19 protein-coding genes are annotated in these 23676 nt (G+C 40.9%); 11 read left to right on the forward strand and 8 right to left on the reverse strand.

The annotated features are described in order from the left end of the window. Positions 1–17: 17 nt before the first annotated feature. Positions 18–689, forward strand: coding sequence for a DUF1361 domain-containing protein (locus LX64_RS13925; protein WP_111598286.1), 672 nt, complete (start codon positions 18–20; stop codon positions 687–689). Positions 690–725: 36 nt separating this feature from the next. On the opposite strand, the gene LX64_RS13930 is transcribed toward LX64_RS13925, so the two are convergent. Beyond that, entirely contained in the window at positions 726–4166 is a 3441-nt protein-coding gene (locus LX64_RS13930) for a BamA/TamA family outer membrane protein (protein ID WP_245952671.1), read from the reverse strand. A gap of 59 nt (positions 4167–4225) precedes the next feature. On the opposite strand from LX64_RS13930, the gene LX64_RS13935 reads away from it, so the two are divergent. Continuing rightward, positions 4226–4864 (forward strand): MBL fold metallo-hydrolase, encoded by a 639-nt coding sequence (locus LX64_RS13935; RefSeq protein ID WP_111598287.1) that lies wholly within the window; start codon positions 4226–4228, stop codon positions 4862–4864. Positions 4865–4973: 109 nt separating this feature from the next. On the opposite strand, the gene LX64_RS13940 is transcribed toward LX64_RS13935, so the two are convergent. Together LX64_RS13940 and arfB are read right to left on the reverse strand one after the other, a co-directional pair. Next, complete coding sequence (locus LX64_RS13940; protein WP_111598288.1) at positions 4974–6482, reverse strand: lipopolysaccharide biosynthesis protein; 1509 nt, start codon at positions 6480–6482, stop codon at positions 4974–4976. 28 nt (positions 6483–6510) lie between these two features. Continuing rightward, positions 6511–6912, reverse strand: a complete 402-nt coding sequence (gene arfB, locus LX64_RS13945) for an alternative ribosome rescue aminoacyl-tRNA hydrolase ArfB (protein ID WP_111598289.1) — start codon at positions 6910–6912, stop codon at positions 6511–6513. Positions 6913–6979: 67 nt separating this feature from the next. Here arfB and dtd point away from each other — a divergent pair, with 67 nt between their 5' ends. From dtd to LX64_RS13975, 6 genes are read left to right on the forward strand one after another with little or no spacing between them, the layout of a single operon-like run. Beyond that, the gene (gene dtd, locus LX64_RS13950; RefSeq protein WP_111598290.1) at positions 6980–7432 is read left to right on the forward strand and encodes a D-aminoacyl-tRNA deacylase; all 453 of its coding nucleotides are present in this window, start codon (positions 6980–6982) and stop codon (positions 7430–7432) included. 44 nt (positions 7433–7476) lie between these two features. Beyond that, complete coding sequence (locus LX64_RS13955; protein WP_111598291.1) at positions 7477–7962, forward strand: hypothetical protein; 486 nt, start codon at positions 7477–7479, stop codon at positions 7960–7962. 4 nt (positions 7963–7966) lie between these two features. Next, on the forward strand, positions 7967–8437 hold the full coding sequence (locus LX64_RS13960; protein ID WP_111598292.1) for a hypothetical protein: 471 nt from the start codon (positions 7967–7969) through the stop codon (positions 8435–8437). A 53-nt stretch (positions 8438–8490) separates the two neighbouring features. Continuing rightward, positions 8491–8817 carry a nucleotide pyrophosphohydrolase gene (locus tag LX64_RS13965; RefSeq protein WP_111598293.1) on the forward strand — a complete coding sequence of 109 codons (327 nt, stop codon included), beginning with the start codon at positions 8491–8493 and terminating at the stop codon, positions 8815–8817. Positions 8818–8850: 33 nt separating this feature from the next. Next, positions 8851–9810, forward strand: coding sequence for a YihY/virulence factor BrkB family protein (locus LX64_RS13970; RefSeq protein WP_111598294.1), 960 nt, complete (start codon positions 8851–8853; stop codon positions 9808–9810). Positions 9811–9868: 58 nt separating this feature from the next. Next, positions 9869–11299, forward strand: coding sequence for a glycine--tRNA ligase (locus tag LX64_RS13975; RefSeq protein WP_111598626.1), 1431 nt, complete (start codon positions 9869–9871; stop codon positions 11297–11299). 154 nt (positions 11300–11453) lie between these two features. Here LX64_RS13975 and LX64_RS13980 read toward each other — a convergent pair whose 3' ends face one another. Beyond that, positions 11454–12179: a ferredoxin--NADP reductase gene (locus LX64_RS13980; protein ID WP_111598295.1), complete on the reverse strand. Its 726-nt coding sequence runs from the start codon at positions 12177–12179 to the stop codon at positions 11454–11456. A 222-nt stretch (positions 12180–12401) separates the two neighbouring features. Here LX64_RS13980 and mfd point away from each other — a divergent pair, with 222 nt between their 5' ends. Together mfd and LX64_RS13990 are read left to right on the forward strand one after the other, a co-directional pair. Next, the gene (mfd, locus tag LX64_RS13985) at positions 12402–15782 is read left to right on the forward strand and encodes a transcription-repair coupling factor (RefSeq protein WP_111598296.1); all 3381 of its coding nucleotides are present in this window, start codon (positions 12402–12404) and stop codon (positions 15780–15782) included. Positions 15783–16031: 249 nt separating this feature from the next. Continuing rightward, a complete protein-coding gene (locus tag LX64_RS13990; protein ID WP_158538620.1) occupies positions 16032–16745 on the forward strand; it encodes an SIMPL domain-containing protein in 714 nt (237 codons plus the stop codon). Positions 16746–17149: 404 nt separating this feature from the next. Here the strand turns inward: LX64_RS13990 and LX64_RS13995 are convergent, their stop codons facing one another. The 4 genes from LX64_RS13995 to LX64_RS14010 form a co-directional block, all read right to left on the reverse strand. Next, complete coding sequence (locus LX64_RS13995; RefSeq protein WP_111598298.1) at positions 17150–17635, reverse strand: hypothetical protein; 486 nt, start codon at positions 17633–17635, stop codon at positions 17150–17152. A gap of 36 nt (positions 17636–17671) precedes the next feature. Next, entirely contained in the window at positions 17672–18235 is a 564-nt protein-coding gene (locus LX64_RS14000; RefSeq protein ID WP_111598299.1) for a hypothetical protein, read from the reverse strand. Between the two features lie 180 nt (positions 18236–18415). After that, complete coding sequence (gene gyrB, locus LX64_RS14005; RefSeq protein ID WP_111598300.1) at positions 18416–20398, reverse strand: DNA topoisomerase (ATP-hydrolyzing) subunit B; 1983 nt, start codon at positions 20396–20398, stop codon at positions 18416–18418. A gap of 182 nt (positions 20399–20580) precedes the next feature. Beyond that, positions 20581–22251: a hypothetical protein gene (locus LX64_RS14010; RefSeq protein ID WP_111598301.1), complete on the reverse strand. Its 1671-nt coding sequence runs from the start codon at positions 22249–22251 to the stop codon at positions 20581–20583. Between the two features lie 168 nt (positions 22252–22419). Here LX64_RS14010 and LX64_RS14015 point away from each other — a divergent pair, with 168 nt between their 5' ends. After that, positions 22420–23355 carry a helix-turn-helix domain-containing protein gene (locus tag LX64_RS14015; protein WP_111598302.1) on the forward strand — a complete coding sequence of 312 codons (936 nt, stop codon included), beginning with the start codon at positions 22420–22422 and terminating at the stop codon, positions 23353–23355. Positions 23356–23676: the final 321 nt, after the last annotated feature.

The raw sequence follows: 23676 nt of genomic DNA on the forward strand, positions 1-23676 counted from the left end.
TTTTAAATTAATTACTGATGTTATTATTGAAACGTGTTGCCTTGCTATCTGCAAGGAATAAGGGATTTGTATACATGGTACATGCCATGTCGGTGTTTGCAGTACTTCAAGTGGCAGTACGTATTGCATTAACAGGTCAAACGGCTTTCTTAGGAATGGTATGGAATTTATTTTTAGCTTATATACCGTTCTTTTTATCGAATGGATTGATGAAGATGGAGCGTGTCCGGAATAGTAATTTTTTATTGATGTTATGCACGCTGGCTTGGGTATTCTTTCTTCCTAATGCCCCTTATATGCTCACTGATTTTTTACATTTTTCTACTGATGCTAGTGTGCCAGCATGGATGGATATCATTTTGTTTTTCAGCTTTTCGTATGCCGGTTTGATGTTGTGTTTTATTTCTATAAAAGAGATTGAATCTGGCTTGCGTAAACGTTTCGCTACTTGGCAGGTATTTGTGTTTGTAGAGATGATGATGATACTCTGTGCAATTGGGGTGTACATTGGTCGCTATATTCGTTTCAATTCTTGGGATGTAATTATGCAGCCGTTCGAGTTAGTTGAAACCAGTTGGAAACTATTGTTTGTGCCTTCTTTCCATTCGGATTTCTGGGCTTTTACTATTTACCTAACAGTGTTGATGAGCATACTATATTATGCCACAAAAAAATCCCCCTCGCTGTAGCGAGAGGGATTTCCTATTTTGATGTAAATAGTTCTATTAGAAATCAACACCCATACCGAAGTAAATAATAGGTTTGCCTTTAAAGAAACCACTCATTGGCCAACCTGCATCTACTTTCAAGAAGTAGCCTGCTAAGGTAGTCCTGGCACCAAAGCCATAACCACCTACGAATGGACCAAGGAAGCTTTCTTTCATAGTTAACACAACGCTACCATCGTCATTCGGAATTCTAATTTGATTCGCTTCTTTGCTGAAATCAAGCTTTCTATTCCACGCTGTACCAATATCGATAAACGTTGTTAATTGGAAGTTGCGTAAGAATGCTGAGCTAATGGGTTGATTGCTGAACGTAGTGAATACAGGCAAGCGCAATTCGGTGTTCATGACCATTACGTTGTTACCATTCCGCGCATTTTGGTTATACCCGCGCATATTCACCGCTAATGTTTGATAGGCGTAGTTTTCAGTTGTATTAATAGGCCTGTTGTAGTTGTATTTCGGAGAGAACCAGTTATCGTAGCCACCTAAGAAATACAAGAGCTTACGACTACCCCAACTCATATCCAAGGAATAACGTGTAGCCCAGATGAAATTACGCATAATCGTTTTGTAGTAACGACCATCAAATCCCATGTTGTAGGTAAACCTACCTTTAGGCTCGGCAGCACCTGAGTTGAAAGCTGCATCGTAGTCACTTTTCACAACAGCAATTGCTTCACCATATACTTTATAACGTAATCCTTTCCAAATATTGATAGCAGGATTCATCGTGTTATCATATACATATTCTAACCTAGATAATACGGAGTTTCCATCAATATCCGGCAATTTCAACGATGTTCTATCCATCGATGTAAATACCGTTTTATCGGTTCTGAAACCTACTTGTAAACGTAAGCTACGTACTTGGTCGAATGGATATTTTACTTCGGCTTGGTAAAGGTTTGTTTTTACCCTTGTGCTGAAAGGATAATTATCTACACTGGAAGCCAATGAGCCTTTTTCAACTTTACGATAGTAGGTTACTTTCCAATCGAATCTTCTTTTTAGGTTACTGAAGCTGAAGAAATATTCTGTACCATCTAAGTTGGTTGGTACACGGAAGCCGCCTGTGAATTTGTAATCTTCCATCAGATCCATTACGCCTAAACGTATCAAACCATTCAAAGGCTCTGTTAAGCGGATGGGGCCGCCTGGAGGGCCTTGGTAAGGTTGATAGCGGGTAATCATCACCGAGTTATCCAATTGTAATACGGCATAATCGGTGGCGAATTTGAGTTTATACGGGTTCAGCTTCGCAGATTTTAAGATGGAAGGTTCGCGTTTCGGGATGTCGAGTGTATTGGCCAAAGGCAAATCGTCTTGCGCAGTGGCTGGTTGTGCAGTTGAATTCGGTAATACAATTTTATTGGTTGTATCTACCGGTTCGTTCGCAAATTCGTTTTGGAAGAAGTTCGGCTGGGCCGGTTTCTTCGGTTGCTCTGCGGCACGTTTATCGAACATCGTTGGTAAGCCTGCTTTAACACTGTCTTCGTGCATCAACTTCGCCATAAACTCAGTTGGGCGCACGTTCACATTACGTTTACGCAATGCTGCTGTATCAATCTTCAATTTGTACAAACGCAAATAATCGCCGCGCTTAATCACTTCCGATACTTGCCCTTGATCGCCGGCACCTCTACTTTCGCGGATACCCACTTGGTAGTTGGTGATAGGGAAGGTATAAGCAGAATCTTTTGTAATAGTTACCGCGATGATAGAATCTGGTTGGGTAGCGCCGTAATCTGCTAATGCAGAGTCTAAATCTTCAGGATCGGGGTTGTGCAAAATTTCATTTCCAACGAAGTACAACGAATCAACACCAGCTCTTTCCGTAGAGAAGAAGCCCGCATAACGGTTGTTGATACCATTTGCATCGCTCAGGAAGGTGAAATGTGTAGTGTTGTATTGCAATGGAGAACGAGCGTTACCGTAAGGTAATTTCGTTAGTTGCGAAATTTGCTTTTCGGATGTTTTGTTCCAGTTGTCGATTAAGAAAACTTGGTAGCGATTACTCATCGAGGCAGTATCGCTACTACGGGCAGTAGCTGAAGGGCGGTTAGATGAGTAAATGATACCACTTTTACCAGGGAAAGCAACGAATGAAGGATCTAGATCATCGTATACATCGTTCGTGATTTGCTCGGTTTTAAAGTTGGAGATACTATACGTGAAAATGTCTGTATGTCCATTTTTCACGGCCGACAATAAAAGCGAGTTATCATGTTCGAAGAAGTATTTCACATCGATTACGCGATCGAATTGTGGTAATGGTTGGTAGATTTTTGTGCGGGTAAGCACATCGTAGACCATTAAGTTTGTTTTGCCTTCTTTTTCGTAGATCACAGCCAGCTTGTTACCTTTTTGGTTCCAGGCCAGCAATGGGTAGTTTGGATCGAGCTTAGCATTGAGCTGGCGTACACCGCTTTTAAGCACGATTAGGGGTTTCATATTGCTACGTTGTATTTGCACCCTGTAGAAGCCACTACCGTATTCTACAACGGCGTACGTTTGGTTTTTAGGGTTCGCTTGGAAGCGAATGAAGTCGGTTTTACCAAGTTCACGTGCTACAACTGAGGTCCCTTTAACGGATTGTTTACGGCGGCGGTTATCCTTTTGGTAACGGCGCATGTTATAGATCATAAAATCTTTCATGGCGTTTTTAGGTGTTTGATGAAGAACGGATTCGAAGCCTTTCTTCAGCCCGCGGTTGATACGCGTGATGTACATGAGGTACGGCACGGCATCTTTACCGTATTTGGATTCAACATAATACCAGAAAGCATGTCCAGCCAATAAAGGCTTTTCATAAGCAAATTGATTAAATGTTGTGTATTTACCAGAAAGCAAAACAGATTTCAATTCATCGTCTAACTTTGCATTCCAGTTATCGGCGGCGTAGGAGATAAAACCATCTGTGAACCAATTGGGAAAGTCGAGCAATACGGCGTTACCGGCAAATTCGCCGATATCTTCACCGAAAAGGAGTGTTTGTAGCATCACGGAGGCGATACCTTGGCGGATTTGCTGACGTAAATGTTCGTGATCACCATCGAAATATACGAGCAATTTGTTGCCAACGAACTTCGTAACACCGCCTGTATTTTGCCAATCTTGGCCTATGCCAATATTGGATTGTTGGTATTCGCCGAAGCTATTATACACAACAATGTTTACCTTTTGGCGGAAGCTATACTCCATGAATTGTTCTAACTGCGGCAATTCTTTCTCTGCTATTTGGGCTACATACTTTCCAAGTTCAAGTCCATTCTGTGAGAAGTAGGTATAGAAGTGACGCGTGGTGTAATAGCGCCATTTGAAGTTCTTGTATTGAACGCGGTTCTGTCCATATTGCACGGTATTCGTCTGGGCATGTAGTATCAGTGGGCCAATTAATAGGATGCCGGATAATAATAACCTAGTAATAAATCGGTTCATACAGAAAGTATTGATAATATTGTGATCTAGTTTTAAAAATAGTAAAATTCGTGTAACAAATGATTGAAATTCAACATTTCACCTTTAGCCCGTTCCAAGAGAACACCTACTTGCTTATAAACGAAGAGAATAAGTGTATCGTAATTGATCCTGGTTGTTACTTTGATTATGAACGGACTGAGTTACTACAATTTATTGCAACACGAAAATTAGAAGTTGAGATGTTGTGGAATACCCACTGCCATTTAGATCATGTCTTTGGGAATCATTTGATCTGCAACACTTTCAACGTTCTTCCGGTTTTCCACCCATTAGAACAAGTGATTTTCGATAGGCAAACACAAACGGGTTTAACTTACGGACTGCCTTTCCCTGCTTCACCCCAAGCTGTCGAATTCTTCCACGACGAGCAAATTATCAAATGGGGCCAAAACGAAATCAAGGTCATCCTAACGCCAGGGCATTCCCCCGGTAGCGTGTCATTCTATTGCGAAAAGCAAGCGTTTCTCATCTCGGGCGATGTTCTATTTTACGAAAGCGTTGGTAGAACCGATTTCCAAGGATGTAACCACGCCGATCTAATGGATAGTATAAAGAACAAATTATTTAGACTGCCAGGGCAAGTGAAAGTTTATCCTGGTCACGGACCTTCCACTACCATTCAACACGAAATCGAACATAACCCTTTTATTTCATAAAGTAACGATAAAAGGGAAGCCAGTGTTCAATCATTGCTTCCCTTTTATAATAACGACAATGTGCGCAGAAAATTATCTTGGTGCGCACAATAACGCTCGCTTAACATATTTATTTTCTTCGAAGCATCGCTGCGAAGGTTTTTTTCTCCTTTTTCCACACTAATCCCACGTATAGCAGCAGCCCCAATACGCCTAATCCTAAACGAATAGGCATGCTTTTTACACTACCAGCACCCCACCAATAAGCTACAAATATCAATACCCCGAAGCCCACATATAACAGGATGGCCTTTACATTGTAAGGCACATAGTAATAACGCTGGCCTACGATATAGGTTACAATTGTCATGATTAAATAGCATAGCATCGTTGCCCAGGCACTACCCACGAACCCAATTTTCGGAATCCACCAAATGTTTAGCACAATGGTAATAACGGCACCCATTACGGTTACATACGAGCCAATAAGCGTTTTATTGGTTAGTTTATACCAGATCGTTAAGTTGTAATAGATACCTAAGCATACATAACCAAATGCTAAAACAGGTATTACTTGCAAGCCTTGGAGGTATTCTGGGTGCTGACGAGAATCTACTAGGTAACGTATCCAAATGGTATCTGAAAACAAGGATACGCCTAGGAATATGGCCATACAAATAATCGTAAAGAAGTACATCACATTGGCATATACTTGCTGAGCATTGTTTTTGTTCGACTCGTTGAAAAAGAATGGTTCGGCACCCATCCTAAAGATCTGGATGAAGATATTGATGAGGGCTGCAATTTTATAGCTGGCCGCATAGATACCAATCATCGATTTATTCGTTTCCACGTCGTATGGAAGCAAGTGATCCAACAAGGTTCTATCCAGCGCTTCATTCACCATACCAGCTAATCCCACCACGATTAACGGGAGGGAATAAGCCATCATATCGCGCCACAAGGTTTTATTGAATGTAAAGTTGTATTGCTTAAATTCTTTAGAAAGTAACAATAAGGTACTACCGCTAGCGATAAGGTTTGAAATGAAGGTATACCCAACGGCGGAAATATTCGGGTTGTAAACAGACAAGAAGATAGAATCGGGGTGATGTTTCGCTAACCAAGGACATAAACCTACGAAATACAAGGTGCAAAATACCTGTATAATGATGTTGGTAAACTTAATCAGCGAGAACTGCAAGGCTTTTCCCTCGTTGCGCAATTTTGCAAATGGAATGGTCGCAATCGCATCAAAGCCAATGATACAGGCAAACCACACCACGTATTCTGGATGATCTTCAATTTTCCACAAGGCTGCTATCCAGCCAGAGCAGGCAATCATAATCAAACTTAATACCAGCGTAGTACCTAAGATAGAGCTCATGGCTGTTGGGAACACATCCTTCTTGAAGTCGCTCGAATTGCTGAACCGGAAATACGAGGTTTCCATTCCATAAGTGAAGATGACGTTCAAAAATGTGACGTATGCATACACAACGGAATAGTTACCAAAATCGGCTGTTGTATTAAAGAGATATGTTAACCCGAAGGTCAAAAACACGTTCAAAAACCGTCCTAATATCGTAGGAACGCCATAGATTAACGTCTGACCTGTTAATTTCTTGATACTGCTCAATGCCCCTAATTTTGATCAAAAATAGAATTTACTCCCAGTTGTTGCGGCGATTTTGTTTCTTTTCCGACAACCTTTTTTTGTTATCCTTCCTTTTCTCGATGGCACCTTTGGGCACTTTCGTGGCTACACGGCGTTTCTTAGGTTTAAGGCTCAGTTTAACGAGTTCATTTATTTTTTTAATAACGAGGTGCTTGTTACCGAGTTGAGAGCGTTCTTGTTGGGATTTAACAACGAGGAAACCTTCCGCGTTAATACGGTTCGCTAACTTTTCGAGTACAATGGCTTTTTGTTCGGGTGTTAGCAAAGCGGAATCCTGTACATGCCAATGGCCAATTACCATTGTTTCTACTTTGTTAACATTTTGCCCGCCACTACCGCCGCTTCTAGCGGTTTGTAGTTTTATTTCTGAACTTAAATCGATGGCTGTCATGTTAATTGTTTGGTGCCTTCGGCACTTTATATTTATTTCACAAAAGTAAACCGAAAAAATTCAACAGATGAGAACAGTTATTCAACGTGTAACTTCAGCCAGTGTAACCATCGACGGACAAGTAAAATCCAGCATTGGACCGGGGTTGTTGGTGTTATTGGGGATTGAAGATGCGGATAATGAGGAAGATATTGCGTGGCTAGCTGCGAAAATCGTGAATTTGCGCATTTTCAATGATGATGAGGGGGTGATGAATAAATCGGTACTGGAAGCTAATGGTGAAATCATTCTTGTGAGTCAATTCACACTACATGCTGCTACCAAGAAAGGAAACCGTCCTTCTTATATTAAAGCAAGCAAACCCAATATTGCGATTCCTCTCTATGAAAAAATGATTAAACAACTTGAGCAGGAACTAGGTAAGCCTATTCAAACAGGCACTTTTGGTGCCGATATGAAAGTACAGTTAGTGAACGATGGGCCGGTGACTATTCTTATCGACTCCAAAAATAAAGAGTAACATTTGGGCATGTTATCCGTTTAACGGGTAACAATTCCCATTTTATGAAACTATCCAAAATCCTAACACTGCTGTTAGCTTCAGCTTCGCTATTGGCAGTAAGCTGTAAAAAAAGCAAAGACAAAAACACTGTTGTACCACCTGTAGTACAAGAAACTTTCCCTGAACCTTTAGTCAAATTACACGTTGTCGATTCCGTTTCAGGAACAGACATGTTAACTGGGGCCAACCCGTTAATAAAGGATGCTAATGCCTATCGTAACGACACATCCAAGATGCCATGTGCCGATTTATACATCGATAAAACAAAAGCGCCGGCAGAGTTGCATATCTATACCTATATTCAAACAGATTCCTTCTTGGTAAAGTTTGAACTCCAATCGGGCGAAATAGTACAGCGGAAAATAGCATATACCCCGGTGTTCAAATATGCTTATACATTAGGCCAGGGTATTAAAATCGGGCAAGATCTCATCTGTCAAAACTGTGATGCTGTTTATACTTTACGCTTAAACCCTTTAAATCGTTAATCTTATGAAAACATGGAAATATATTCTACTCTTCGCGGTGATAGGGATAATAGTAGCGTGCTCGAAAGAAGAAAAAGAACCAGAAATACTATGTGATTTACCGGCATACCCATTATTGTCATTTCGTTATATAGATAAACAAACAGGAAAGGATTTAGCCGCTGGAGCAGATGCTAAGATTAAGAAAGTATACTTCTTTTCAACTGCAGAAAAAGAGCATTTATTATTGAATTACTATCCCAGCGAAAACTTGTACCATAGCCCGTATGCAGACACTTTAAGACCATTTATGACGAGGCTAAACTACCAAAGAACAGATTTGTTTATCGAGGCAGTTTACAAGGATAATACAAGAACAATGGATCATATTAAATTGAGCTGGATTGGTGGTAGATGTGGCAGTTATCCTGTGATAATCGCCGTGAATGATCAACCTGTGAAAGGTACACCAAGCTTCTTTGCTATCGAAAAGTAAGTTTTTTTCTACTCGGTTTGCATTCATTATATTCGATGCAAACCGAGTAAAATATGACCATCAAAGAAGCGCAAGAAAAAGTAGATCAATGGATCAATACAACGGGCGTACGCTATTTCAGCGAGTTAACCAATATGGCCATCCTTACAGAAGAAGTAGGGGAGGTAGCCCGTATTATTAGCCGTCAATACGGTGAACAATCCTTCAAAGAAAGTGATAAAAAGAAAGAATTAGCCGATGAATTGGCTGATGTAATGTGGGTAGTTATGTGCCTAGCTAATCAAACGGGTGTTGACCTTACCGCCGCATTGGAAAAGAACTTCGAGAAAAAATCTACCCGCGACGCGAACAGGCACAAGGAAAATGAGAAGTTAAAATAAACGGTTTGGCGCAAAGGTTGTTATTACACCTATATGAATAACACCCAAAAGCCCATACGACCCTTCCAACAATATTGGAAAATCTTCGGTAAAGCCATCGGCGGATTCATGGACGATAAAGTACTGAAGCTCAGTGCTGCATTGGCTTACTATACGATCTTCTCCATCGCCCCGATGTTGATTATTATCATTTATTTATGTGATATCTTTTTAGGCCGAGAAGCCATTGAAGGCAGTATTTACGGGCAAATTCGCGGATTAGTAGGCGAATCGGCTGCTGTTCAAATCCAGCAAATCATCGAAAATTCAACCCTGTCGCAAGACATGAGTTGGGCAACCATCGTAGGTTTCGTAGCCTTAATTGTAGGGGCAACCGGGGTATTTTCGGAAATCCAAGACTCTATTAACACCATTTGGCGCCTTAAAGCCAAGCCCAAAAAAGGATTTCTTAAATTGGTGATTAACCGTTTACTATCCTTTTCATTGGTCATAAGCTTAGGATTTATCTTACTCGTGTCGTTGGCACTGAATGGGATTATTGAAATCTTAAATAATCGCTTAACAGCGATGTTCCCTGGTATTGCAGTTATTACGGCATATGTTTTCAACGTGGTGCTTACCTTCGGGATTATCACTTTATTATTTGGAATTATATTTAAAGTATTACCGGATGCCCGGATTAAGTGGAAAGATGTACTGGTAGGTGCTTTAACCACGGCGGCCTTGTTTATGCTGGGAAAGTTTGCTATTGGGTATTACTTGGGTGCCAGTAAGGTGGGGAGTACGTATGGCGCGGCAGGATCAATTGTGATCGTTTTGTTATGGGTGTATTATTCCGCTGCAATTCTGTATTTTGGGGCGGTTTTTACACGCATTTATGTGGAGCGGAATGGATGCCATATTGAACCGAATGACTATGCCGTTTGGGTGAAACAGATAGAGGCAGAAGCCGATACTTTAGAAGATACGCATAAGGCGGTGATAAAAAAGTAACGCATTGTAAAAAATATCAATGCAAGAAATCAAAATTCAAATTTATCTTTGCCCAACTATGGCTACAGATCAGAACAAATTCCAAGCGATCATTTCGCATTGTAAAGAATACGGTTTTATATTTCAATCTAGCGAGGTTTACGACGGTTTAAGTGCCGTGTACGATTACGGCCAATACGGTTCAGAGTTGAAGAAAAACGTGAAGGATTTATGGTGGAAGAGCATGACCCAAATGCATGATAATATCGTGGGTATCGATGCAGCCATCTTTATGCACCCTACTACCTGGAAAGCTTCAGGTCACGTAGACGGTTTCAGCGACCCAATGATCGATAATAAAGACAGTAAGAAACGTTACCGTGTAGATCATTTGATCGAAGGTTTTGCAGCTAATTTACCTACTGCAGAAGCTGAAGCACTTATTTCAAAAATGGAAAAATTAGAAGCTGCCAACGATTTAGTGGGTTTAAAGCAACTAATTGATGAAAATAAAATTACATGTAGTGTTAGCAAAACAGCTAATTGGACCGACATTCGCCAGTTCAACTTGATGTTTGCCACACAATTAGGTAGCGTAGCCGAAGAAGCTAACGAAATCTACTTACGTCCAGAAACTGCGCAAGGTATTTTCGTGAATTTCTTGAACGTACAAAAAACGGGTCGTATGAAAATCCCGTTTGGTATTGCTCAAATCGGTAAGGCGTTCCGTAACGAAATCGTTGCACGCCAATTCATTTTCCGTATGCGCGAGTTCGAACAAATGGAGATGCAATTCTTCGTTCGCCCTGGCACCGAAATGGAATGGTATAACTTCTGGAAAGAAGAACGTTTGAAATGGCACAAAAGCATCGGTATCAACCCTGGGAAACTCCGTTTCCATGATCACACGAAGCTTGCATTCTACGCCAATGCTGCATTGGATATCGAGTACGAATTCCCATTCGGATTCAAAGAATTAGAAGGCATTCACTCGCGTACGAACCACGATTTGTCGAGACACCAAGAGTTCTCTGGCAAGAAAATGCAGTATTTCGATCCAGAAATCAATCAAAACTACATCCCGTACGTTGTTGAAACTTCTGTAGGTTTAGACCGTACGATTTTGATGTTGTTAAGCGAAGCGTACGAAGAGCAGGACTTAAGCACACCGGAAAAACAAGATTCCCGTGTTGTATTGAAATTCCCAGCGAAAGTAGCACCGATTAAATTGGCCATTTTCCCATTAACGAAGAAAGACGGCTTACCAGAAATCGCCCGCGAAATCCAAGAGCAATGCAAACCATTGTTCCGCTGCTTCTACGAAGAGAAAGATGCCATCGGTAGACGTTACCGTCGTCAAGATGCAATCGGTACACCCTTCTGTATCACAGTTGACCACCAAACAAAAGAAGATGGCACCGTAACTATTCGCTACCGCGATACGATGGAGCAAGAACGCGTGGGTGTTGATCAATTAATTCAAATCGTTACGAAAGAAATCAACAAATAATAGTTGCTTTTAGATAAAGAAAACCCCAAGCATGTAAATATGCTTGGGGTTTTTTAGTAATAATATGTGTCAAATATTGATATGTTTATTTGAACATCAATATTTGAGAATGAAGTTAATTGTGCATCAAAGAATGCTTCATCAAATATTGATATCAACCATATAATTCTAAGTGAATATCTTTCCGATCATACCCCATGGCGATAATGCGTTGCTTAGCCTCATCAATCATATTTTTCCAGCCACATAGAAAAAAATGGGCCGGGCGCTTATCAGATAATAGCTGTTCGTAAACATCATGTACATATCCACGATGTCCCCACCAATTAGGGTTTGTATCGCGCGACAGTGTTGGGTGGTAGGTAAAATTATGCATGCCATTTTGCAAAGTCCGCATTTCTTCTGCGTACAATAGATCGTGCTCATACCGGGTGCCAAACACTAAGTGTATTGGAGGATGTGCAATATTATTTTCATGTAAAAATTTCACCATAGATCGATAAGGTGCAATACCTGTTCCCGTACAAATAAGGAATAAATCGCGGTCCATTTCCGGGGGTAAGGTGAACAAACCCAATGGACCACGTAATATCAAGGTACTTCCTTCAGTAATTTCGTTGAATAAATACGTAGTGCCTGCACCGCCTTCCAAAAGAACAATCACCAGCTCAATTTCGTTATTGCCATTAGGATGCGATGCGATCGAATAACTGCGCCAGCGCTTGTTTTTCTTTTCGTGGATAGGCAAATCCAATGTCACAAACTGCCCCGGTTTAAAGTCGAATGCCTGTAATTCGGGCACTTGTATCCAAAAGCGGCGTGTATTGGGCGTTTCATTGATAATTTTGGTCACAATGCCATTGTACCATGTTTCAACCATAAAATGGATAAATTAGTAAGTAAAAAGAAGCCGTAATTCGCTGTAAGCCTTATTGTTATTGATATTGACCTTTTCCTGGGCGTGCGATAATGTGTTGGAATTCATATCAATTTACAGATTTTTTACAAGAATACACGGCGGAACCAGGCAGGTGTCATAACATTAATTTTAACATCGCCTGCGAACGAAAAAAGGCATATACATCGTATCTTTGCAATCTTCATGAACTTACAGGCAGTTTTACAATTATACCAGCGAGATGCGCGCCTGCAAACTTTGGTGAAAGGCTTAGAAGCGCCTGCTCCCAGCTATTTTCATTTAACAGGATTGTCGGGAAGCTCCACCAACTTTGTAGCTGTGAATGCATGGGCCAATGGCGATGCTAATCACCTTTTCATCTTGAATGATCGAGAAGAAGCCGCATATTTTCACAACGATTTCGAGCAGCTCAGCGAAGCGCTCGACGTTTTCTATTTCCCCGACTCATTCAAGAAGGTCGGGCAATTCAACGAAATTAATAGCAGTCATAGCATGCTGCGAACGGAAGCTTTAATGAAGTTTACCGGCGCGCATGTGCATAAAAAGGTAATGGTTACCTATCCCGAAGCATTGTGGGAAAAAGTAGCCGGTAGCACAGCTTTTAACACAAATACTATACAAATTAAGATCGGCGATACTTTGCAGGTCGATGGTTTGTTGGAAAAGTTGATTGGCTGGGGATTTGAACATAGCGATTTCGTATACGAACCCGGTCAATTTGCCGTTAGGGGTGGTATCTTGGATATTTACTCTTTCGGGAATGAAAAGCCTTACCGTGTTGAGTTGTTTGGAGATGAGGTGGATTCCATTCGATTATTCGACCCGGAATCGCAACTGAGTGAACGGAAGCTCACACAGGTGACGCTTATAGCCAATATGGATACCCGCACGGAAACGCATGTGAAAACCAGCTTATTGGAGTTTTTGCCTGAGAATACCATTGTTTGGATCAAAGATCCAGCTTATGTAGCAGGCGTTATTAACCAGCTTGAAACCAAGTTGGAAGATTTCCTTGCACTGAACCACAGTGTGCGTATTAACGAAGACGAAACAATTTATATACACGCCGAAGATTTCGAAAAAAGCGAGCCATTATTCGAACAAATGTTGCAAAGACATAACGTCGTATTTGGTCCGAAATTCAACTTCGAGAATGTATTACCCAATGTCGAACTAGCTTTCAAAACAAAAGAACAGCCGGTATTTAATCGACAATTCGATCTGCTCATCAAAACGCTCGAAAAACAAAACGCTGAAAAGTACGCGATCTTTATATTCGCCGAAAACCCACGCCAGCTCGAACGCCTAAGAAGCATCTTCGAAGATCTGAAAGCAACATTCACCTTTTATCCCATACCGGTAGCTATTAGCGGCGGCTTCGTGGATGAAGAATTGAAGCTAGTGGTATTCACCGATCACCAGGTATTCCAACGTTTCCATAAATACAAACTCAAATCTGCCTACAGTAAAAGCAAGGCCATTACATTGAAAACCTTGCGTGAACTGCAACCCGGCGATTTTGTAACGCACATCGATCATGGTGTGGGGCAATATAGCGGCCTTCAAAAAATTGAAGTGGGTGGCAAAATGCAAGAAGCCATCCGCATCATTTACAAGAACAATGATTTGCTGTATGTGAACATTAACTCGTTACACAAAATCAGCAAATACACGGGTAAAGAAGGCGTAGAACCGAAGATTAATAAGTTGGGTAGCGATGCTTGGGAAAAGCTGAAAGAAAAGGCTAAAACTGAGGTTAAAGATATCGCGAAAGACCTGATTCGTTTATATGCAGCGCGAAAGGCACAGCAAGGTTTTGCACACACGCCAGATACTTACTTGCAAACAGAATTGGAAGCTTCGTTTATTTATGAAGATACACCTGATCAAGCCAAGGCTACTGCCGATGTGAAACGCGATATGGAATCGCCATCACCAATGGATCGCTTGGTTTGTGGCGACGTGGGCTTTGGTAAAACTGAGGTGGCTGTACGTGCAGCATTCAAAACATTAGCAGATGGTAAACAAGCGGCTGTGCTTGTACCTACTACCATCTTAGCTTTCCAACACTATAAAACATTTTCCGAGCGCCTAAAGGATTTCCCTTGCACAGTGGATTATTTGAACCGTTTCAAGTCCACAAAATTGAAAAAGGAAACCTTGCAAAAACTGGCGGAAGGTAAGATTGATATTATTATTGGTACGCATGCTTTATTAGGGAAAGATGTCAAATTCAAAGATCTTGGCGTACTGGTAATTGATGAAGAACAAAAATTCGGTGTAAGCGCTAAAGAGAAATTGAAGCAATTCAAAGTGAATGTGGATACGCTTACTTTAACGGCAACGCCTATTCCGCGTACGTTACAGTTCTCGTTGATGGGTGCCCGCGATTTGTCGATCATTAATACACCACCACCCAATAGGCAGCCAATTGAAACGGAAGTACAAGTATTCAACCCCGATCAAATCCGCGACGCCATCTATTATGAAACTGAGCGCGGAGGCCAAGTGTACTTTATCCACAATAGGATTAAAGGCTTGGGTGAAATGGCCGGTTTAATACAACAACTCTGCCCAGATTTAAGCATTGCTACGGCACACGGACAATTAGAAGGTCACCAACTCGAAGAAGCCATTATGGATTTCATCGAGCGTAAATACGATGTATTGGTATGTACAAACATCGTGGAAAGTGGAGTGGATATTCCAAATGCGAATACAATCATTATTAATAACGCGCATCACTTTGGTTTAAGCGATTTACACCAGTTGCGTGGTAGGGTAGGTAGAAGTAACAAAAAAGCCTTCTGTTATTTGTTGGCACCGCCGATGAGTACGTTGCCGGCCGATAGTAGAAAACGTTTACAAACACTCGAACAACACAGCGAGCTCGGTAGTGGTTTCCAAATTGCGATGAGGGATTTGGATATCCGTGGTGCCGGTAATTTGTTGGGTGGCGAGCAAAGTGGGTTTATTGCAGAGATCGGTTTTGATATGTATCAAAAGATCTTAGACGAAGCGATCCGTGAATTAAAACAAACAGAATTCCGCGATTTGTTCAAAGAACAATTGGAAGAGAAGAAAGATTATGTGAGCGATTGTACGATCGATACCGACTTGGAAATATTGATTCCTGATTCTTATGTTGAAAGTATTCAAGAACGTTTGAATCTTTACCAAGAGTTGGATAACATAACTTTAGAACCCAAGTTGCAAGCCTTCGCTAAAGGTTTGGAAGATCGATTTGGGCCATTACCGGAGCCTGTACAAGATCTATTTACAACTATACGCTGTCGTTGGTTAGCGATAAGATTGGGATTTGAGAAGTTGATGTTGAAGGAAGAAAAAATGCGTTGTTATTTTATTAATAACCCCGATTCGCCCTACTTCGAATCGCCAACCTTCAACCATATTTTGCAACATATTCAAACGCGTACCAACAATGCAAAATTGAAACAAGTGGGTAAAAACTTTATGCTAGTTGTGGAAAGAATGAAGTCGATGGACGATGTTTATCATTTCCTTAACAATATGAGCGAAAGTCAACCTGTTCCTTCAAAATAAATAGTGCAAAATCAGTATAGCAAAGGCCTTCGCGAAAACGAAGGCCTTTTTAGTTTGTTATATAATTAGGATGCCTTAACATTGCAAATGTTAATATTTTCTAAAACTGTAACATTGTGCCCCTTGATTCGTTTCATGCCTTACGACAATCTATTTTTCATAGTAAACCCCGGTCGAAAAAAAATTGGTACGACTTATGGAATGAAGAATACAAGTTGCATCCTATAATTGAAATAAAAAATGAAAACGATGAAAAAGTTAATCTTATTATTAGCTGTGGCAGTAGGTTTATCTACAACGGTAATCGCTCAAACTAAAACTGAAACTCCCGTGAAAAAAATTGAAGTAAACGGTTCTGCCGAAATAGAAATTACACCAGATGAAATATACATCAGCATCACATTGCGCGAGTATAAATTGAAGAATGGTAAAACAGTTGATATTTCAACATTGGAGCAACAATTACAGAAAGCTGTAAACGAAGCCGGTATCGCGAAAGCAGACTTCACTATTGAAAATGTTTTCGGTTATAATAACGACTACTGGTGGAAGAAAAAGAAAACAGCAGAAGAATTCATGACACGTAAACAATACCGCTTAAAAGTAAACAGGTTAGATAAAATCAACCCTATCTTATCTAAAGTAGATGATGAAGGTATTGAAAGTGTAAACGTTTCTTCTTACAACAGCAGCAAAATGGAAGAATACCGCAAAGAAGTAAAAATTAAAGCTTTGCAAGCTGCTAAAGCAAAAGCTGAATACATGTTAGCTGCTATCGGCGAAAACATGGGCGGTGTGTTAGAAGTACATGAAATCAACACAGATAACTATAGCGATGTTCGTCCTGTTATGTACAATACAATGGCGAAAATGTCTGCTGATAGGGCTGTTCCTGAATCAAACATCGACTTCAAAACCATTAAAATTCGTGCTGAAGTAAACGCGATTTTCTCTATCAAATAACGATAACCACAACTGTTTTTGATATATAAGCGGTCTCTACTGGTAGAGGCCGCTTTTTTTGTGATGCTATGATGAATACTTTAATTATTAATATTTTGAACTAAGAGTAGTTAGTAGTGGTATGTTTTAAAATAAAAAAAGAGCGGCAAAGAACTTTCGTTTTTTGCCGCTCTGCATTTGTGATCAATCCGCAACGCGTTACTACGTTGTGGTGCCAAATGCAAGGTCCGTTAATTGATTCCTCGTCCTGTTAATAAACTCTATTTTGCACTCAATATGTTTGCTCCCTAATGCTAACACATTGTAGTAATGTAGATCATGCTTGAGATATGGTTTACATTTTTTGGATGTTCGTTTGTATAACGTAAATGGTTATACGAAAACGAGGGTTATAATGAATGTGGTTAATCAAATGCTGCACTGAAAGCGCCATTGCTCAATAGGAGCGTGTGAGAAGGATCAAGATCGCTGATCACTTTTCCTGAGAATGTACCTTCAATACCGTCTTTATCTATACGCGTGATATTCACTACAGCATTCCCGCCGTTTTGGGTAGATGTATATTCTGCACCTAAACGAATCGTGGAATAGGAGAGTGTTACCACCGTATTTTTATCTTTATTAGAACTATAGGTACCCGGTACCGGGTTCTTGGTTGGAATAACTAATGTGAATCCTACGAGGGTTCCATTCATACTACCGGCACTAACACTAATCGTGGAATACACGTTGGAAGTATCGATGCGTAAAGCTGTGGCGAATTGACCTTTATAAGCGCTATCATTCACGTTCATGGTGATAGTGCCTTTAGGCTTAACGCCATCTTTCGTGCATGCGTGTAGGCACAACAAGGCCGCTACGCCTGCAAGCAGGAATAGTTTAAGTTTCATAGGGATAGGTTATTTCGTTATATAAAGATGTTTTACTTAATTGATTTTCGCGATGAATTTACCGTCGGTAATAGTTGATTTTACAGCGCCATCTTGCGATTTTACAGTTGCACTGAATGTGCCTGTAAATAACTTGTCGCTCACTGCTGTAATAGTAAGTGTAGCAGATTCTGCAATAAGCGGTGTTGCGTTTTTAATGGTAGTGAGGCTGAAATCAGGGTATTTATAAGTCCCCGTTTTCAATCCTGTAACGCCCGCAGGAAACCCAATCAGCATAGATGCCATGTTGGTCGCTGAGTTAGGATCTTGTGCAGAAATTGTAACTACATAACGACCAGCTGATGTAACCGCCATCACATCTACACCACTTTTAGCATAGTTTACTTGTGTGCCGTCCATTTTATAGGAAACGTATGCCGTATCTTGGATACTGCCTCCGTTATTCCCTCCATTGTTACCGCCGTTATTCCCACCATTATTCGAACCGCCACCACCGGCATTTGCTATCGCTTCTTTGAAAGTATCTTTTTCGCATGAAGAAAGGCCAATAGCTGTAATAGCCAGGCATGCAAGTACGAAAAGGCTAAGTTTTATACGCATTTTTCTAGGTATATGGTATGGGTCATTATAAATTACATATGCAATATATTAAAAATATCTGAAATAGTTTAATATATGACCAGGTTTTTCCTGGTATTTAACCTGTCTTTAAAGAAAAGGGCCATCCCGCTGATGCGGAATAGCCCTTTTCTGTATCTAATTTTCTATTACAATCGTAAATTATGCATCGATCTTAGCATATTTCGCGTGCGATTCGATGAACTCTCTACGTGGAGGTACTTCATCACCCATCAACATGCTAAATACACGGTCAGCTTCCGCTGCGCTTTCGATCGTGATTTGTTTCAATGTACGAACATCTGGGTTCATGGTAGTGTCCCATAATTGTTCTGCGTTCATCTCACCCAAACCCTTATATCGTTGAACGTTCACGCTGTCCTCTTTACCACCACCTGCTAATTTGGTAACGGCTTCGCGGCGCTGCTCTTCTGTCCAACAATAAATTTGATCCTTGTTTTTCTTCACTAAGTATAACGGTGGTTGCGCCAAGTAAACGTAACCTTGTTCTACTAATGCTTTCATATAACGGAACACAAATGTTAAGATCAACGTCGCGATGTGGCTACCATCCACGTCGGCATCCGTCATGATGATCAACTTGTGATAACGTAATTTCGAAAGGTTAAGTGCTTTATCATCTTCCTCTGTACCAATGGTTACACCCAGGGCTGTGAAGATATTCTTGATCTCTTCGTTTTCGTAAATCTTGTGTTCCATGGCTTTTTCCACGTTCAAGATTTTACCACGTAAAGGTAAGATCGCTTGGTAGTTACGGTTACGGCCTTGTTTAGCCGTACCACCTGCCGAATCCCCTTCGACAAGGTACAACTCGCATTTCTTAGGATCATTATCAGAACAATCCGCAAGTTTACCCGGAAGGCCGCTACCTGTCATTACGCTTTTACGTTGTACAAGTTGGCGCGCTTTACGAGCTGCTTCACGTGCTTGTGCTGCTAATACTACCTTGTTAATGATCGTTTTAGCTTCTCTTGGATGTTCTTCCAAGTAAGCATCTAACACACTGGCAACGGCGCTATCTACGATACCCATTACATCGGAGTTACCGAGCTTGGTTTTCGTTTGACCTTCAAACTGTGGCTCCGGTACTTTTACGCTGATAATAGCGCTTAAGCCTTCACGGAAGTCATCACCCGTTACCTCTACTTTCGATTTCTCGAATAATTTATTCTTATCACCATAAGATTTGAATACGCGGGTAATAGCACGGCGGAAACCGGCTACGTGCGTACCTCCTTCAATGGTGTTAATGTTATTTACGTAAGAGAAGATGTGTTCATTGAAAGAATCGTTGTACAACAATGCAACTTCTACTGCTACATTAGATGCCGCATCATGTGCTTCGATGTAAATTGGATCTGGAACAAGTGCATTCCTGCGACCGTTCTTATCCAACATTTGAACGAATTCTTTAATACCGCCTTCGCTGTAGAAAATCTCGCTTACCGGGTTACCAAGATCATCTTTTTCACGATCGTCGGTTAAGGTAATTTTGATTTGACGGTTCAAATACGCTAACTCGCGTAAACGACCAGCCAAAATCTCGCGGTTGTACGTCGTTTCTTTGAAGATCTCGCCATCAGGTTTGAACAATACTGTTGTACCTGTACGGTTTGATGTACCAATTTCGCGTACTGCATATTGCGGAATACCTTGGTGGTACTCTTGTTCGAAAATCTTTCCTTCACGTTCTACGGTTACTAATAACACGGAGCTTAACGCGTTCACACAACTCACACCCACACCGTGCAAACCACCGGACACTTTATACGTGTTCTTATCGAATTTACCACCGGCGTGTAAAACCGTCATTACTACCTCCAAGGCAGAACGGTTTTCCTTCGGGTGCATACCAGTTGGGATACCACGACCGTCATCTTCAACGCGGATCGAGTTATCTTCGCAAATGGTTACTTCGATATTTTTACAGTATCCCGCAAGGGCCTCATCGATGGAGTTATCTACTACCTCGTAAACCAAGTGGTGCAAACCTTTAACGCCAATATCACCAATGTACATGGCCGGCCTTTTACGAACTGCTTCCAAACCCTCCAAAACCTGGATGCTACCCGCGTCATATCCACTGGCGGGGGCAGCTGGTGTTTTCACAATTTCTTCACTCATATTATTAGCTGAAATCTTTTTTTAACAAATCGGTAGAGAATCCTGCAAAAATAACAAATTTCGGGCTATTAACCATAAAAAACGGGCAATATTTATACCCTGTGGATGTGCTGTAAAACCTGCAGCAATACTGCATTCTAGGGCATAGGGCTCAGAATGTGTATAAGTTGTTCAGCAACTGCCTATTTTTCAGCTACTTTATCCTTCAATAAATCTGTTCCCACCGTATTCATCACCCCAACAAACAATGTCTTCCAAACAAGGTTGAAAAACGACTTCTGCGGGTCGCGCTGGAAACTACCCGTTGCCAAGCGAACCGCCTTTCCTGGTTCGGGGTTCTCTTTATAAATACCCATTAAGTTAGCTATCATACTCATCAATCCTTTCCGCTTCAATTTCTCCCCATCATCTTTTAAGATGCTGATCCTCAACTTCTCATATAAAAACTTTACTTTAGAAGTAGCCGACCGCTCATTACCCGTAATGGTGAAATCCAAGTCGCTGATATGTAACGACTCTACCGCTACCATACTTAATGGGCGCGTTACCGGGTTTAATTCCTTCCCATTCATGTTACTTAACTGCCCACTTACCGTAAATGCCCCTTTCGGACTGCCCAAGGTAAAGTCGAATTTCGCCCGCAATTTGCCCGTTTGCATGAATATCGCGTTTAAGTTGGCCACACAATGGTTGTTCTTTTTCACCATCGTATCGTTATTCGTAATATTTGTAATAGTGGCATTTATTTGCTTAAACTGGATAGTGCCTTTTTCACCGTTTTTCGGGTTTAACTCGGTATAAGCCAAGTCTACTTTACCGGCTTTAAGGGTATCAATTCGCACGGGTAATTGTAACTTGTCTAATAGTTGGTTGGGGAAAGAGCCATATTTATTACCTGGTGGCAGCGGTAACGAACGGTTCCGGTAAATATCCAGGTCGCCTCCCCCTATAGTACACAGTTCACTCACCAGTTCGCCTTGTAAAATGTTCTCCAGCTTCATTCTATAGAAATTCACGTCCGAAAACTTCACATCGAAGCGGTCTTTCTGGGTACCGATTTTTTTATCGAACTGCTGGCGGTTATAACGGGGATCGAATTGCACTAACCCAAGGCTCAGGTTCTTTTGTGCCGCATGGTACGATATATCTTTTATATGTATCCAGTACAACGAATCCGCTAAGCGGTAATCGTATTGTGCTAAGTTGATATCGAAGTTACTGGCGTATAAATAGCGTTGTGGGTCGCTTTGGGTAACGGAATCAACAAATAGGTCCTTCACGAGCAAGCTCAAATCGGAAATTTTGATATGTGTTTTCGAGCTATCTTCCCGGATATGCGTATAGGTGAGGTCGATATTATTAGATAACAACTGGTCGATATAAATGCTTCTAATATAATCCTTAGCGCCTTCGTAAAAGGAGCCGTGTTTCGAGGTGTCTATAGCAAGATCGTTACGGATAACAGCTACTTTGGGTTTTACAAGGGCGAATGCTAATGCATGGGCTTGTTTCTTCATGAAATACTTCCATACAAGGAGGTGGTTAACCTCTAAGCGTTCCATATCTAAATGTACCAATAACCCGGGTGCTTTGTGATGGGCGAGGAGTTGTGTATAAATAGAGGAATCGGGTTCGAGGTGAACGTTATGAATGGCGACGTTGCCTGTTAATACATTGAGGTTAATGTCGCTATATTGAAGGGTATACAAACTGTCTGTTCCTTCTAAAACATAATGCTTTAACTCCTTGGTTAACAACTTTTTCCAATGGGTGTTTAGATACCAACCGGTGCATAATACAATCAATACCAAAACGCCCAAGCTGATGAGTAATATTTTCCAAAATTTCTTCATATTAAAAATTGTTTGGACACCTATCTATGTTCCAATACTGTACCAATTTAACAAGCGATTCGTATAAAAGTTATTACATGGTGTAACACGCTTATTGTAACGGCATTGTAAAAACGTGTGAGCATAAATTTTCATTCCGTATTTTTGCTTTCTCTTAACAAGGTCAAATTGAAAGAAATACAAGATTTATTAGCACTAGCCATCTCGCAACCAGCTATGAGCGACCAGTTGCAGCTCGCCGAACAAGATTCGGTGATGGTGCCTGATTGTATTGATTTTACTTTGCAACGCTTTACGTACGAGAAACCGTTGCCGGTTGAAGATGTAGCTATGGTTGTGTATGAGCCGGCGAAGAATGGTAAAGCAGCAGCGATCGAATTAAGATATTGTGTATCAGGTAACCGTTATTGTACCAATCCCGGTTGTACAGATCAACTTTGTTCGGATGGTAAGAAAAGCGAAGATTGTAAAGAGAAGAAATCATCTGTAGACTTAATCACTGTTCGTTTCCAGCCTTTATTCATTCAAGGGTTACAAAAAGGGAATACGAGTACAACTTTCACGATTTTCGAAGCATCAGCAAAGAAAAAACCTTTCGTAAAAACGATTCAGCCTTGCACCAAATCCAAAGCCGTTCTCGAGCAAATGGTGCATCATAATTATGAGGGCGTGTTGAAAAACATCTTCTTACAAAGTAGGGCACTGGATCTCTTATTATATAGCTCCGATCAATTTATCCAAAACGATACAGAAGAACGTTACGGTTGCCGTTTCTTAACGCAGTTGGAAGACCGCGAAAAGATTACCAAGGCACGTAATATCCTGCTCGAACAATTGGATTCTCCTATCACCATTCGCGACCTTGCGCGCCGTGTAGCCATGAACGAATGTTACCTGAAGAAAGGTTTCAAAGCTGTTTATGGTACCACCATCTACGATTATTTCCAAAAAGAGAGAATGGAAAAAGCCCGTGGCTTACTATATGAAAAAGGTTTATCCGTTTCAGAAGTGGCTATTATGATGGGTTATTCTTGTATTTCTCACTTCTCAACTGCCTTCAAAAAACATACAGGCTTAAAGCCTTGCGAATTATTATTCAGATAATTTCCGCTTGAAACACTTGCCAGTCAATCGTTTATAGGATTCGTGTGCGTAGGCGGAAATACTTTTCCGTAATTGATTATTAGTTTTCCCGAATTGAACATGCAAGTTTGGCAAAACGATGCACCTTTGTATCACGAGCCGCAGATGTTTATCCGGGTCCTCATAAGCTTCCTTATCAGATTTGACCTAAGGAAAAGCTTGCAAGACGATAGTAAAGCCATTAAGTAATGCTTCAATATCAAACACCAGTAAATTGACCTATTCTGGAGCATTACAGTCAAGTAAGTTTTTCCACCGTAATTTGCATAAAGCCTTCTCTAT

It is taken from the genome of Chitinophaga skermanii, from assembly GCF_003259335.1.
In the GTDB taxonomy this organism is placed as follows: Bacteria; Bacteroidota; Bacteroidia; order Chitinophagales; family Chitinophagaceae; genus Chitinophaga; species Chitinophaga skermanii.